We start from the raw sequence: 15,088 nt of genomic DNA on the forward strand, positions 1-15,088 counted from the left end.
AATGCCTATGCGGGAATGATATAAGAGTCATGCAACAAAGCAATCTTATTGCAGGAATAACATTAAACTAACTATTAAACTTAGCATCAAATAGCTCTTTATGTATCACCGTCCAAATTAGGTGTGTCTTCACCAAGTGCTTTAATTTCATTAAGTGAAAAGAATTGTGATTTAGCAATTTCTACTAATCTAGAACCTGTTTTAGTTTCAGTATTAGCATCAGAAACATAACCTCCTTCTAAAGGTAATATGTGCGCTGCAGTGGCAAGTGCTTCCGTGTTTTCTTCAAAAACCTCTTGATAAGGTAGGTTATGAAAGAGGTCTATTATCTCTTCTTGTGTTATTTCTGCTTTTAACATCTCTATAATTGTTATATATTTCTGATGCTTAACAAGACTATGCTTAAACATCGAAATATCAGCTTTGTGTTTAATTAATAATTTGCAAACATCTTTATATATAGGATTTTTCGGCTTATCTATAAGTGCATTTAACGCTACAAGAACTACGCTACTTCTTTCTAAAATTACAGCATCAGGATTACCGCCATGCTCTAATAAACATTTAAGCATTTCTACATACTTAAGTAGAACTTATTCTTCTTTAGGTAAGGGATTATAATTTGGTTCATAGGATTCGATCGCAGCGCATACTACTAAAGCAACAGGATCTTCTGAATAAACACCGCTAGCTTCTGCACCATGGTCAAACAACTTTTCTAAAATTGTGACATTCCTTTTTGTTATTGCGGATATAACGCCTTGAGATGCCATAGCCTTGCTTATTAATAGGTAATCTATTATATTAATATGCTCCTCCATAGTAGCGATACTTAATATAGCACCTCCGTGTGCAGCATGATCAATTTTAGTATTAATATCAAACCCTTTTCCTTCAATAAAATATTTGATTAAATCTAAACGACCTAGACGAACCACTTCATAAAGACCGTCAGGAGAAACTTTAGATGAACCTATTAATTCTCTAATATCTTCTAAGCTTTTTTGATTTTTTACTGTTTGGAGAACTGTAAAATCTATAATTGTTTTGGAAGGGGATGAATCTATTAACTGCTTAATATCTTGTATGCTTCTATGTGTTTTTATTAAATTTTTAATAGAAAAACATAGAAGTGATTCTGAATCAAAAGTATATACAAATTGCTTGATTTCTTTTATATCTTTGTTATTGTCAATTAAAAAAAGAAGAGGTTTTATTGTATCAGCCTTTTCATCTAATAACTTGAATATTATTTTGTTATCTTTTATTTTAACTGCTCTATTTAATGCTGTTCCATGTACAGGATCAATTTCATTAATTTCCTTATTTGTTATAAGTTGTTTGATTTCTTCTTTAGTCTTTTCTTTTAAAATTTGTTTTTCAGTTTTAAAATAATCTCTTAGAGCTTTATAAGAGAGGCTTTTATGCATAATTTACCTAGATTAATTTATAGCGTACGTACTATAGATTAATCTAAGTAAATTATCAATATCTTAATTGATAGTAAAATAATTTACGATTTCTTAACTTTAAGTTGTATTTGATGGTTCTCTAATTCTACTTTACTTACATAATCAGACGTGAAATTTTTAGAAAACTCGCCTAAAGTTTGTTCTTTAATAAAGTCTCCATAATTATCAATTATCTTAGATAAATCAAACTCGCTTATTATCTCAATTAAAATCCTGTCGGTTATAGAGAAATTGGCATCTTTACGAGCTTGCTGGATAAAGCGTACAATGTCTCTTGCGTATCCTTCTTCTATTAATTCAGGAGTTAGCTCTAAATCAAGTATTAACAAGTTACTATTATTCTCAAAACTTGCTGCTCCTTTTATATGTGAATATGGCTCTAAAATTAGCTTATATTCTTCATTATTTAAGGTTTCACCGCATATAGTTAAACCGCCTGCGATAGCTTCCCACTCACCTTTTTTGGAGGCGGCTATTATCTCTTTCATTTTAGTGGTAAGACGTTTACCGAGCATTGGGAAATTAATCGATAGTTTTTTGCTTGCGTAATTCTCTAAATCATCACGATAAATTACTGATTTGACATTAATTTCGTCTTTTATTAAATCTTCAAAGCTTTTTAGTTTATCATTATGTTTACTAATGATAGTTATAGTTGCAAGCGGTTGTCTTACTCGTATATTTTCAGTACTTCTAATAAACAGGCTATTACTACAAATATCAAGCACGCTATCCATAGTTGCAACTAGCTCATGATTTACCTCAAAGCTTGAGAGGTCAGGGTAGTCGCATAGGTGGACGGAAATAGAACCGTCATTGCAAGGCACTGATGGGGTGTCATCCCGTAGCCCCTCCACGGGATCCTGTGCCACAGGCTTATCTCCTGAGATCCCGCGATCAAGTCGCGGGATGACATTTCTGTCCATTAGTCCCTTATATATCGCCTCCGAAATCATAGGCACTAATGCTGACATCGCAATAGCTATGGTCTCTAAACATGAATACAGAGTATTATAAGCATTTTGCTTATCTTCATCTTTTTCGCTTTTCCAAAATCTAGCTCGGCTTCGTCTTATATACCAGTTATTTAACACTTCAAAAAATTCTGAAACTGCATGATAAGCCGTTTGCGTATCGAAATTATCTAAACTCTCTTCAATTTTTTGTACGGCTATTTTAAGCTTAGATAATATATAAATATCAAGTACGTTTTTAGAGCTAAAATTAAGCTCACCTTTAAGCGAATCGGCATTAGCATACATCGTAAAGAAATGGTAAGCATTCCATATAGGCTTGATAAATAGACGAAGCGTATCAAACACCATCTTACCGTCTTTATCGATTAACAACTCCTGACCTTTAACAACGTTTGAAGATAGCATCGTAACTCTTAATGCGTCAGAGCCGTATTTATCAAATAATTCCAGTGGATCAGCGTAGTTATTAAGACGCTTTGAGAGCTTTTGACCGGCAGCGTCTAAAATCACGCCGTGGCATATACAATTTAAAAACGGCGGACGATCAAATAAAGCGGTAGATAGCACCATTAAAGTATAAAACCAACCACGTGTTTGAGCTGAATACTCAACTATAAAATCAGCCGGAAAATGATCCTCAAACCATTTTTTATTTTCAAAAGGGTAGTGGGCTTGCCCGTATGGCATTGAACCGCTTTCAAACCAGCAATCAAACACGTCTTCGATTCTACGCATTGTTGATTTACCGGTTGGATCGTTGGGGTTTGGTCTTGTCAGTTCATCGATAAACGGACGATGTAAATCAGTAACTTTAACACCAAAATCTTTTTCAAGCTCTTCTATAGAACCGTAAACATCTATACGTGGATATTTTGGATCGTCTGATTTCCATACAGGCAGCGGCGTTCCCCAAAATCTATTACGGCTTATTGACCAATCACGGGCATTTTCAAGCCACTTACCGAATAAATTATCTTTAACATGATGTGGAATCCAATTTATTTGCTGATTAAGCTCTACCATTCTATCTTTAAACTGCGTTACCTTTACATACCACGATGGAACGGCCTTATATATAAGAGGCGTATCTGTTCGCCAGCAATGAGGATAATTATGAATATACTGCTCGGTTTTAAGCCAGTTTCCTTGTTCTTTCAGTTTGATAATTATTTTGTCGTTTGCATCAAATACTTGCAAACCCTCTAAGTCAGGAATTTCTTTAGTGAATTTACCGCTATTATCAACAGGGCAAACAAGTGAGATTCCTTTTGATTCGCAAAGTATTTGGTCATCTTCACCGAAGCCGGGAGCCATATGTACGACCCCTGTACCGTCACCCTCAACCACGAAATCGCCTGCAAATATCTTAAAGCTGTTTGGATGATTCTTGAAATAGTCGAATAAAGGCTTATAGCGGAGTCCTTGAAGCTCTGAGCCTTTAATTATCTCAAAATTTTCTTCACCGCTAAGCCCTAATTCTTTAGCATATTTAGGGACGGAAGAAGCGGCTATAATATAACAAACATTTTCTTTAGGGACTAATGCATAATCTATATCACTACCGACTGCTAAAGCTAAATTTGACGGTAATGTCCAAGGCGTTGTCGTCCAAGCAAGGATTCTGTACTCTATGTCATCCCCGCCTACTGTCGTCCCGCGAGCTTGTAGTGGGATCCAGCCTTTTTTAATTGTTTTCTGGATACCGTGGTCAAGCCACGGTATGACACCGAACGTGCTTTTGTTCATGGGATGACATAGTACAAAACTCACCGTTACAGCTTTATCTGCTCGCTCACGATAAGAATTATCAAGTCTTGTTTCAAAATTAGAAAGCGGTGTTTCGCATGTCCAAGAATAAGGCATTACCCGCATAGATTCATACAATAACCCCTTATTATGTAACTCCTTAAATGCCCAAAGTACGGATTCCATAAAATTCTTATCCATCGTTTTATAAGAATTTTTAAAATCTACCCATCTTGCTTGACGAGTTACGTATTCTTCCCAGTCGCTCGCATATTTCATTACCGAAGCTCTGCAATGTGCATTAAACTTCTCTATACCGAAATTAGTTATTGCAAGACGCCCTGAAATACCAAGCTCTTTCTCTGATTGCATTTCAGCAGGAAGACCGTGACAGTCCCAGCCAAAGCGACGCTCAACTTTTTTGCCTTTAACCGTTTGGTATCTAGCATATACGTCTTTAATAAAACCGGTAAGCAAGTGACCGTAATGCGGCAAACCGTTGGCAAAAGGTGGTCCGTCATAAAAAATAAATTCCGATTCTCCATTTCTATCATCAATAGATTTTTGGAATATATTATTGTCTTGCCAAAATTTTAGTATTTCTTGCTCTATAGCCGCAAAATCAGCATTTGAACTAACTTCAGGATAATATTTAGTATTTGTCATTATTTTAGAAATTATTATAATAGTTTGGTTTATAATAATAGATAATGACAAATAGATAAATACATAATTTGTACTAAACTATTTAATTTTTAAGGGACAAATGAAAACCAAGAAACCTTCTAATGCCAAAACTGTGTTATATCATATTCTGGATGTAGGAGGAATATTTTCAAAATATAAGAGAAATAATGAGTTTTCTTTTGAAGAAATAAGAGATAAAGCTTGGATAGAAAATCTTAAAGATAATTATTAGGGGAAAGCAGCGGCAAATATTAAACAACAATCACCGTGGTTATCAGCAAAAGAATCAGAAGAGTTTTTTAAATGAAGAATTTAAGCTCTATAAAAATAAAATTAGCGAATCAAAAAAATATTGCAACTTAATTGTAAGCTAGCCCACGCTTTATATGCTGTATATACTGGATAATGTTTTGATAGTGCAAGAGCAAGACAAGCTCTATCACCAAGTGATAATCCTAGTTGTTTAGTTTTGGTTATTAGCTCTCCGCTTAAAAAAGCCTGCTCCTCATCAAAAGGTAAAATTGTTGGAATGAGATTTTGTATTAGCTTATGTATTTGCTCTCTTGTTAAACCTTTTCGATCTATCAAGAATTTTACTACTTCTGCAATATTTATAGTACTCATTACAGCGTAAGGTAGTACTTCTATAATTTTTTCCTGTCCTTTTTCTTCAGCAAGTAAAGCTATCAAGGAAGAGCTATCTAGAATCACAGATTTATCATTATGAGAAGACATTATTGGACCACAAATTAAAACTTAGAATTTTCTTTATTTGCTTCTTGATATTTCTGCTTTAAAAATTCATCAACAAATGATTCTGATTTAGAACCATGTTGTTTAAACAATGCTTAAGCTTCCTTTACAGCCTTATGAAGAGTTTACTAAATGTAGTTCATTATTAACTTTATTTATAATGAAAGAACCGCCTGCTTTAAGTTTCATAGCGTTTCTAATTTGATGAGGAATTAATAATCTACCGTTTTTATCAATGCTACTATGTAAAGCTTTCATAATTATATCACTTAATAAATTCTAAAATAGAATATTATAATATACATATAGTGTCAATTATTAATCATGGGTTTATTTTAAACCTACCAAATAATTAATATTACACAAAAATATATTTTGCCCCATTAAATATATACCTACGTAAACATTCTAACTATGGGTATATTTGAAGGGTCGAGTAGTTTTTTTATCTGCGAGAAAGTTTTTACTATATTTTCTACGGAAGTCTCAATAAATTTATCGGTTTCAATATAATTCTCCGATTCGTCTTGAATATAAAAAAGAATAGAGGAGACATAAACCGATAGCAATAAACCTCTTTTAGTATAATAGTTAAAATCAAGAGATTTATCGCCGGTATAACGCCAAATAGCATCACAACTACGGAATGCAACTTCAGTTCCTTGCATTGGGTTTAACGCAAAATAAGCGGCATTCTTACTATGAATAATAGGGGGTACCGATTTGATTCTAACCTTGACTGCTAAAGATATTTTTTCTCTTATTTTTACCGGCTCTTCTATTTTACTTAAGCTTTCTAGTAGAATATTATCTAAGTAGCTTTCAAAGAATTCTACTATTTCAGATAAACCTTCCGGAAAAATTATTAAACTATAGCCTTTGGCAAAGCTGCATTTTCCTTCTGCCTCTTCAAGTAGCTTATTATTCCATTCATTAAACGGTAATAATTCTAATAAAGATTGCACAAAGCTTATTTTTTTGATATGGTGTTCTTCGAGAATGCTCATAATTTTTAACCTTGACATATGACTTAATTATATAGATAATATAAGTTGTTGTCTAACCCTATAATATCTTTTAAGGAGAGTAATTTTAGTGATACTAGTAAATGTTCACGCCGGCAATTGTGATAATACGCTTAAGAACTTCAAAAAGAAGTTACAAAGAGAGCTTTATTTTCGTAAGATGAAAGAGCAGCGTTATTATGAACCACCTTCAGCGAAGCGAGTTCGTAAAGAGCAAGAATCAGCGAGAAGAATAAGAAAATTTGCTCGTAAGAAAATGTACGAAGATTAAAATCTCAAACAACTTTGAATACTAAATTAAAGCTAGAAATATAAATATTTCTAGCTTTTTTGTTATGTAGATTATTTTATAATTTTCTGTCGTTATGCCATAGTCCGATGTCATTTCCGCAGAAGCGGGAATCCATTACTTTAAAGCTTTTTAAAAGCTCGATTTATCTCACTTTTTTTGGATTCCTGATTCCGCAGGAATGACATAAAGTACAAATATTCCCAATTAGCTTTTTTTATGTTATAAAGAATTGTTATAGCCATATAAACCGTATCTATGCTTAGTTATCTTAAACAAAATTTACGTTCTTATTTTTCTAGTAGAGTACTAATTTTTACTTTAGCAATAGCAGCTATTATTTTTGCCTGTACTACTTTTTATGTGATATCTTTAGAATCAAAGAATTTTAGTACGATTATTGGATTTTTATTAGTTGATTTAGCAATTTTTTTAATTTTAGGCGTTTTACTAACTCAAAAATTTTTTACTCAAAATAGTAATAACGATAGTTCTAAATTACAAAATCGTATTGTAATTGCCTTTAGTTTAGTTGCAGCTATTCCAACTATAATTGTCTCAGTATTTTCTGTTTATTTTTTTAATCTTAGTGTTCAAGCTTGGTTTGATAAGAAGATTTCTACGGTTCTTGATCAATCCGTAATAGTTGCGGAATCTTATATTGCTGAGCATAAATTACAGCTAAAAGAAACGGCTCTAGCCGTTGCTGAAGATTTAAGCGATATGTATTATGATTTAATTCATAATCCTGCTTTATTTACTAAAACACTTAATACCGAAGCAGAGATGCGCTCGCTTGATGAAGCTATAGTTTTAAACAAATCTACTAATACTATAGTAGCTAATAGTTATTTAAGTTTTTCATTATCATTTGCAACTATTCCCGCACATTTAATTAAAAAAGCGGATTTAGGAGAACCGGTGGAAGTAAAATCCGATCCAACCAAAATAAGGATGCTGATTAAATTAAAAGAATATAATGATGTGTATTTATTAGTCGGTAGATTAGTAGATAATAAAATTATCGACCATGTAGATGCAACTAACGGAGCAGCTGCCGAGTATAATAGTCTTAAAAATGAAATAGATAATATACAGATCAAGTTCTCTATAATGTTTATCTTTATTGCCTTATTACTTCTTTTTGTAGCTATAAGTTTTGGGGTTATATTTACCGCTAAAATAGTAAAACCTATTAAAAAATTAGTTACTGCAACTGATAAAGTTAAAGACGGTGATTTAACGGTACAAGTGCCTGAAAATGAAGTAGATAAAGACGAAATAGGTACGCTTTATGCGGCATTTAATAGAATGATTAAGCAGCTTTCCCGCCAGCAACGTGATTTAGTTATAGCACAGAGGGCTATGGCTTGGTCGGATGTTGCAAAAAAAGTAGCCCATGAAATCAAGAACCCGTTAACTCCTATTTTACTTGCTTCTGAAAGATTACTTAAGAAATTTAGTCCTGAAATTAAGGAAAAGGCAGAATTTGAAAATTATTTAAAAATGATTATTCGTCATACTAACGATATTAAAAATATAGTGTCCGAATTTGTTCTTTTTGCACGTCTTCCTGCTCCTAAATTTACGAAGAGTGAATTAGTTTATTTAGTTAAGTATATTGTTGAAGCACGTAAATTACTTAATGATAATATTTTGTATAAATTTGAGTCTAACGTAGATCAATTTGATTTTATGTGTGATGCTACCCAAATAAATCAAGTTATGATCAATTTATTGAAAAATGCAGAAGAGTCAATAGAAGGGCAAGAATCCGGAAAAATAGAAGTTACTATAGATGCTAAAGACGATTTTATTAGCGTCATTGTAATTGATAACGGTAAGGGATTCCCGCCTGAGCTAATAGGCAAAGCTACCGAAAGCTATGTTACGACCAGCAGTAAAGGTATGGGAGTAGGACTTGCTATAGTTAAAAGAATAGTCGAAGAACATTGCGGCATTCTAGATATAGCAAACAGAGAAGAAGAGGGAGCAATAATCGATATAAAATTCGATTTAAAAGAGTTGGATTTAAAAGCCGAACGTCAAAAAATAGGATTAAAATAAAAAAAATAAAATAATTTCAAAATTGTAGTTGACAGGGCTGATTATATCGCATATAACTACACCTATCCAAAGCGATAAATGAAAAAAAGTCGCAGCTGTTTTTAAAAGTAAATAATTAGATATAGATAGTGACAGTAAACATGTACATATCACAAAAGTGATAATTAAACCTGTCAATTTTTTAAAGTAAAACTGACAGAATCAAACTTGAGAGTTTGATCCTGGCTCAGAACGAACGCTATCGGTATGCTTAACACATGCAAGTCGGACGGACTAATTGGGGCTTGCTCCAATTAGTTAGTGGCAGACGGGTGAGTAACACGTGGGAATCTGCCCATCAGTACGGAATAACTTTTAGAAATAAAAGCTAATACCGTATATTCTCTACGGAGGAAAGATTTATCGCTGATGGATGAGCCCGCGTCAGATTAGGTAGTTGGTGAGGTAACGGCTCACTAAGCCGACGATCTGTAGCTGGTCTGAGAGGATGATCAGCCACACTGGGACTGAGACACGGCCCAGACTCCTACGGGAGGCAGCAGTGGGGAATATTGGACAATGGGCGAAAGCCTGATCCAGCAATACCGAGTGAGTGATGAAGGCCTTAGGGTTGTAAAGCTCTTTTAGCAAGGAAGATAATGACGTTACTTGCAGAAAAAGCCCCGGCTAACTCCGTGCCAGCAGCCGCGGTAAGACGGAGGGGGCTAGCGTTGTTCGGAATTACTGGGCGTAAAGAGTGCGTAGGCGGTTTAGTAAGTTGGAAGTGAAAGCCCGGGGCTTAACCTCGGAATTGCTTTCAAAACTACTAATCTAGAGTGTAGTAAGGGATGATGGAATTCCTAGTGTAGAGGTGAAATTCTTAGATATTAGGAGGAACACCGGTGGCGAAGGCGGTCATCTGGGCTACAACTGACGCTGATGCACGAAAGCGTGGGGAGCAAACAGGATTAGATACCCTGGTAGTCCACGCCGTAAACGATGAGTGCTAGATATCGGAAGATTCTCTTTCGGTTTCGCAGCTAACGCATTAAGCACTCCGCCTGGGGAGTACGGTCGCAAGATTAAAACTCAAAGGAATTGACGGGGGCTCGCACAAGCGGTGGAGCATGCGGTTTAATTCGATGTTACGCGAAAAACCTTACCAACCCTTGACATGGTGGTTGCGGATCGCAGAGATGCTTTCCTTCAGCTCGGCTGGACCACACACAGGTGTTGCATGGCTGTCGTCAGCTCGTGTCGTGAGATGTTGGGTTAAGTCCCGCAACGAGCGCAACCCTCATTCTTATTTGCCAGCGGGTAATGCCGGGAACTATAAGAAAACTGCCGGTGATAAGCTGGAGGAAGGTGGGGACGACGTCAAGTCATCATGGCCCTTACGGGTTGGGCTACACGCGTGCTACAATGGTGTTTACAGAGGGAAGCAAGACGGCGACGTGGAGTAAATCCCTAAAAGACATCTCAGTTCGGATTGTTCTCTGCAACTCGAGAGCATGAAGTTGGAATCGCTAGTAATCGCGGATCAGCATGCCGCGGTGAATACGTTCTCGGGCCTTGTACACACTGCCCGTCACGCCATGGGAGTTGGTTTTACCTGAAGGTGGTGAGCTAACGCAAGAGGCAGCCAACCACGGTAAAATTAGCGACTGGGGTGAAGTCGTAACAAGGTAGCCGTAGGGGAACCTGCGGCTGGATTACCTCCTTAAAGACTAAATTAGTATATTGCTTATATTTATATAAGTAATTACTCAGTCCAAATATTTACTGTCACTATCTTTAACTAATTGTTTGCTTTTAACTACTAAGCAGTTTCTTCTACAGGTCTTAAAAATCTTTCTATAACATCTTCCCAAGTCATACTATAAAGCTACTTTTAGCAGCTTTGTTATAGCTATTAGTTAGCAATAAGATAATGTACAATATATAATTGACATATCAACTTTAACTTTATATAAAGTACTAAATAATTAATTTGAAGGTATAAAATGAAACTTTATAAACTTGTTACTATATTAATAAGTACCATAACCTTGAGCAGTTGTGCTACAATTTTTTCCGGTACGACTCAAGATATTCATGTTAAGGTTATAGATAATAAGAATAACACTACTTTAGAAAATGTAGTATGTACTGTTACCGATGGAACTGGAGGAAGTTATGTCTTACAAAATAATCCAGGGATAGTAAAGGTACGTAGAACTTCAGGGTCAGTGTTAGTTGATTGTAAAAAAGAAGGATATAAACAACTTAATGTTGCTGTTGGAGATAATTTTAATAGCGTAACTCTTATTAACGTGTTGTTTTGGCCAGGGTTTATTGTAGATGCCTTAAGTGGATCATATAAAAAATATCCTTCTCATCATTTAGTAGCAATGGAGAATATTGCTCCTTGTGCAAAATAAGAAATTATTTATATTTTAAATAATTGCGAGGAAAAATTGAAAATTTTGATGAAGTAATCTAATTAAAATGCTAATTTCTAGCATTTTTTTATTGTTTTTCTGGATTACCATGCTCTCTACGTTCGCGGTGTTGTTGCATGGCTTAAAAAATGCGTTTTATGTCATTCCTGCGAAAGCAGGAATGATATAAATAAATCATGCAACAATGCTTATGTTCATTCGCTAATAGCGATATCTGTTGATAGTTATCAATACCTGTCTACAGAATCTAGTAATTCTTGACATATTTTTATATTAATAATATCTTTCTATTAAAATTTGGGAGATATTTAGATTAACTTATGAAAATTTCTAAATCACAGGCAAAGATACTTTTTTCAGCATTAGATGAATGGAATAACACTGGTTTACTTGATGATAATACGACTATATTACTTAAAAACGATATAGAAATATTAAATTTTGATTGGAAGAAATTAGCTAGATATTCTTGTTGGATTTCTTTAATATGTATAGTTATTGCTATTAATGCTATTTTGTCTGATCGTTATCTACGAGAATTATTAGAATATATTTTTAAGCCCCGTATCTGCTGAAATTTATTACCTTATCAACTTTATCGGGAATAATTTATTTTGTTGGTTTTAAAAGACAGCAACAAAAACCAGAGAAAATTTTTAGCAATGGGGTAATATTATTTTTAGGGGTCTTAACCAATGCTTGTGCTATTTATCAACTAGGAAAAGCATTTGATTCAGGGAGTGGCCATTTTTCCATTTTATTGCTTTTATCTTTTATTGTTTATGCCATATTAGGATATTTCTCTAAATCAAATTTAATTTGGTGCTTTGCTTTAATTTCACTAGGTAGTTGGATGGGAGCAGAAACCTGGTATATGTCAGGATTACTTAGGTATGAATTATCCATTACGTTTTACATTATTTGGAGGAATCTTAACATTTTCTGCTCTTGCACTAGAGGAAAATAAAAAATTCAATCATTTTACTCAAGTAACTCTTGTAATTGGTTTATTATATTCATTTATTGCAATGTGGTTATTATCAATATTTGGAAATTATGACCCTGAAGATTATTACTTAAAGTCGATAAAACCGATAGAATTATTTCATTGGTCTTTATTATTTGCCTTAATGTCCGGAGCAGCTATTTATCACGATTTAAAACAAGATAATTCAATAACTAGAGGATTTGGAGTTACTTTTTTATTTATTAATTTATATACAAGATTTTTTGAATATTTTTGGAATACAACTCATAAAGCAGTATTTTTTACAATTCTAGGAATAAGCTTTTGGTGGCTTGGAAGCAAAGCAGAGAAAATTTGGAATCTTACTGCAAAAAAATAATTAATATATAAAGTTCTGCTTTTATAAGGAACGTATATATTCAGATAGAACTTAAAAAATTGGCAGTAATGTCTTTTTAAGTTCTCGAATGCTGAACATTTAATAACTGTTTTCATTCTTCGTCTTGTGAACTCTTTGCTTTTTTTAGCTGCAAATTATAAGGTTTTTTTGAAATAGGGTATATCCTCTCAAAAATCTTATCAATTAAATCTATTTTGTTAACAGTTCCATAAAGTAGTTTTAAGCAATGATATGTAAATTAATTATTTTTAATTCATAAAATATCTTAATAAAACATAATAAATATCCTACAATAATATTAAAAAATATTAATGGTAAAATATATGAATTACTTAGGATATGGTGGTATTTCTCTTGGAATAATACTTGCAATAGTAATATCGTTTAATGTGAATAAATCAATATTATGGGCTATCATTCATGGATTTTTTGGATGGTTTTATATTGTATATTATTTGTTATTTAGAAAATAGACTTCTTGCATAACCTCTTTTTAAAGATGATTTGTATGTTAATCCGGTATTGCCGCGTGGACCTGCTTTTCTGTCTGAGCTAAGAAGAATTACGTAGTAATTCGACGAAGCAAGGAAGAAAAAATCTGATTTACAGAATTTTTTTATTATTTTTCTGGATTGCCGCGTCACTTCGCTCCTCGCAATGACGATTAGATATCCATGCAACATACCTACTCGCATCCTAATGTATTTATATACGCTGCGGTGGCAAGTGCTTTCGTGTTTCTTTCTAAGATAGGTTATGTAAGAAGTCAATAATAGGAATCATCTGCAAGAATAAAAGCTTTAAGTTGCTTTAAAGAGTGAAGTTTGTTAATCTCTACAAAAACATATTTGAGATTATATGATAACTACATATTTAAAGGAAAATAATTCTATAGTAAAAAATGAAGAATATATTATTAATGAATCCACATTATGGGTTGATTTATTCAATATAACCGATGAAGAAAAAGTAATAGTAAAAAATACATTAAATATAGAAATACCAACTTTAAAGGATATATCACAAATTGAGATTTCTGAGGGTTATATGTTGAAAATGAGGCGTTATATCTAACTATTACGGAACTCGTTAATAAAGAGCAAGAGTTTCCTGAAACACATTCTATAGTATTTATTTTGCATAAAGGTTGTCTTATAACAGTTCGTTACGTAGAATTAATACCTTTTAATGACTGTATAAATAAATTTGCTAAGCAGCTTAATAACAAATATAATGCAGAAAATATTTTATTTATGTTACTTCGTAATATGGTAACAAGATTATCGAATATTGTACAGTCGATTAGTATGGATATTGATGATTATGGACGTTTAATACTTGATAATAACATTAATGATTTGCGTATAGATCATACCAATGTATTAAAGAAAATAGGTCGAAAAGGTGATTTACTTTCTAAAAGTCGTGAGTGTTTATTTTCTTTAACTATGGCTATTCAATATATTTTAAAATCTCCACAAATAACTCAAAATAAAGCATCTAAGGATCTATTAGATACATTGCTTCGAGACGTAGACTCAATAATTAATTTTTCACAATTTATATCTAGTGAGATTGCAAGAACTCTAGATGCAGCACTAGGTATGATTGCTATTGAACAAAATAATATTATTAAAATTTTCTCGTTGGTTACTATATTTTTTCTCCCACCTACCTTAATAGCCAGTATTTACGGCATGAATTTTACCGTAATGCCTGAGCTTAAATCACCGTATGGTTATCCTATAGCCTTATTCTTAATGCTATTATCTACAATTATTACCTATAAATATTTTAAGAAACGGAAGTGGTTGTAAGTTTTTATTTATAATAGTTTGATAGAATTTTACATAAAAATCAATGATTGTATTTTATAGTCAATTGATTTGGACTCGCCTACTAGTTATAGGCTTCGCTCCTTGTATGAAAATCCAATTGAATTAAATATATAACATTGACACTATTTTAATTAATTATTATATTACCAAAAGTTAAAATTTCTTAAATTTTAATTTAATAATAATTAGGGTTTGAATATAAGCGAATTAGATTTTGAAGTAGAAAAGACAAGTTTTGTAGTAAGTGTTATTGATGCTATTGAAGAGTATATAAAAGCAGAATTTTTATTTGACTATGAAAAGCAAAAAGAAAATTTTCAGTATATTTACAATAATTTAAAGTACCTTAACCATCAATGCCTATTGAGAATGCTAAGGTTATGAAAGAGTTTTTCAGATTAAAATCAGAATTTAGAAAATATATTAAAGGGAAGTGTTGAGAGATAA

General features: G+C 33.0%; 12 protein-coding genes, 1 rRNA gene and 4 pseudogenes. 9 read left to right on the forward strand and 8 right to left on the reverse strand.

Annotated elements, in window-relative coordinates; genetic code table 11:
• Window positions 1-98 precede the first annotated feature (98 nt).
• The 3 genes from SB78_RS02830 to ileS form a co-directional block, all read right to left on the reverse strand.
• Window positions 99-572 carry a hypothetical protein gene (locus SB78_RS02830; RefSeq protein ID WP_052458468.1) on the reverse strand — a complete coding sequence of 158 codons (474 nt, stop codon included), beginning with the start codon at window positions 570-572 and terminating at the stop codon, window positions 99-101.
• 21 nt (window positions 573-593) lie between these two features.
• Complete coding sequence (locus tag SB78_RS02835; protein ID WP_052458469.1) at window positions 594-1,430, reverse strand: hypothetical protein; 837 nt, start codon at window positions 1,428-1,430, stop codon at window positions 594-596.
• 83 nt (window positions 1,431-1,513) lie between these two features.
• Window positions 1,514-4,861, reverse strand: coding sequence for an isoleucine--tRNA ligase (gene ileS, locus SB78_RS02840; RefSeq protein WP_041078492.1), 3,348 nt, complete (start codon window positions 4,859-4,861; stop codon window positions 1,514-1,516).
• A gap of 100 nt (window positions 4,862-4,961) precedes the next feature.
• On the opposite strand from ileS, the gene SB78_RS09650 reads away from it, so the two are divergent.
• Entirely contained in the window at window positions 4,962-5,114 is a 153-nt protein-coding gene (locus tag SB78_RS09650; protein WP_158510093.1) for a hypothetical protein, read from the forward strand.
• A 101-nt stretch (window positions 5,115-5,215) separates the two neighbouring features.
• Here the strand turns inward: SB78_RS09650 and SB78_RS02845 are convergent, their stop codons facing one another.
• The 4 genes and pseudogenes from SB78_RS02845 to SB78_RS02850 all read right to left on the reverse strand — a co-directional run bounded on the left by SB78_RS02845 (window position 5,216) and on the right by SB78_RS02850 (window position 6,642).
• On the reverse strand, window positions 5,216-5,617 hold the full coding sequence (locus SB78_RS02845; RefSeq protein ID WP_041078494.1) for a type II toxin-antitoxin system VapC family toxin: 402 nt from the start codon (window positions 5,615-5,617) through the stop codon (window positions 5,216-5,218).
• Between the two features lie 14 nt (window positions 5,618-5,631).
• A pseudogene (locus SB78_RS11705) lies at window positions 5,632-5,824 on the reverse strand (hypothetical protein).
• Window positions 5,813-5,893 (reverse strand): annotated as a pseudogene (locus tag SB78_RS11710) (hypothetical protein); the annotation flags it as partial. The pseudogenes SB78_RS11705 and SB78_RS11710, both read right to left, overlap by 12 nt.
• A 137-nt stretch (window positions 5,894-6,030) precedes the next feature.
• Complete coding sequence (locus tag SB78_RS02850) at window positions 6,031-6,642, reverse strand: COQ9 family protein (RefSeq protein ID WP_041078496.1); 612 nt, start codon at window positions 6,640-6,642, stop codon at window positions 6,031-6,033.
• An 88-nt stretch (window positions 6,643-6,730) separates the two neighbouring features.
• Here SB78_RS02850 and rpsU point away from each other — a divergent pair, with 88 nt between their 5' ends.
• The 6 genes from rpsU to SB78_RS07830 all read left to right on the forward strand — a co-directional run bounded on the left by rpsU (window position 6,731) and on the right by SB78_RS07830 (window position 12,782).
• Entirely contained in the window at window positions 6,731-6,931 is a 201-nt protein-coding gene (gene rpsU / locus SB78_RS02855; RefSeq protein ID WP_041078498.1) for a 30S ribosomal protein S21, read from the forward strand.
• 276 nt (window positions 6,932-7,207) lie between these two features.
• Window positions 7,208-9,016 (forward strand): sensor histidine kinase NtrY-like, encoded by a 1,809-nt coding sequence (locus SB78_RS02860; RefSeq protein ID WP_041078500.1) that lies wholly within the window; start codon window positions 7,208-7,210, stop codon window positions 9,014-9,016.
• A 203-nt stretch (window positions 9,017-9,219) separates the two neighbouring features.
• A 16S ribosomal RNA gene (locus SB78_RS02865) occupies window positions 9,220-10,718 on the forward strand.
• 280 nt (window positions 10,719-10,998) lie between these two features.
• Window positions 10,999-11,415 carry a hypothetical protein gene (locus tag SB78_RS02870; protein WP_041078502.1) on the forward strand — a complete coding sequence of 139 codons (417 nt, stop codon included), beginning with the start codon at window positions 10,999-11,001 and terminating at the stop codon, window positions 11,413-11,415.
• Window positions 11,416-11,756: 341 nt separating this feature from the next.
• On the forward strand, window positions 11,757-12,011 hold the full coding sequence (locus SB78_RS07825; protein WP_052458470.1) for a hypothetical protein: 255 nt from the start codon (window positions 11,757-11,759) through the stop codon (window positions 12,009-12,011).
• 318 nt (window positions 12,012-12,329) lie between these two features.
• Complete coding sequence (locus SB78_RS07830) at window positions 12,330-12,782, forward strand: hypothetical protein (RefSeq protein WP_041078504.1); 453 nt, start codon at window positions 12,330-12,332, stop codon at window positions 12,780-12,782.
• A 479-nt stretch (window positions 12,783-13,261) separates the two neighbouring features.
• Here SB78_RS07830 and SB78_RS09185 read toward each other — a convergent pair whose 3' ends face one another.
• Window positions 13,262-13,486, reverse strand: a complete 225-nt coding sequence (locus SB78_RS09185) for a hypothetical protein (RefSeq protein WP_146625006.1) — start codon at window positions 13,484-13,486, stop codon at window positions 13,262-13,264.
• A 175-nt stretch (window positions 13,487-13,661) separates the two neighbouring features.
• Between SB78_RS09185 and SB78_RS02885 the strand changes: the two are divergent.
• A pseudogene (locus tag SB78_RS02885) lies at window positions 13,662-14,620 on the forward strand (magnesium transporter CorA family protein).
• Window positions 14,621-14,839: 219 nt separating this feature from the next.
• A pseudogene (locus SB78_RS11715) lies at window positions 14,840-15,081 on the forward strand (hypothetical protein).
• The last annotated feature ends 7 nt before the right edge of the window (window positions 15,082-15,088 follow it).

The sequence above is a fragment of the Rickettsia asembonensis genome (assembly GCF_000828125.2).
GTDB lineage: Bacteria > Pseudomonadota > Alphaproteobacteria > Rickettsiales > Rickettsiaceae > Rickettsia > Rickettsia asembonensis.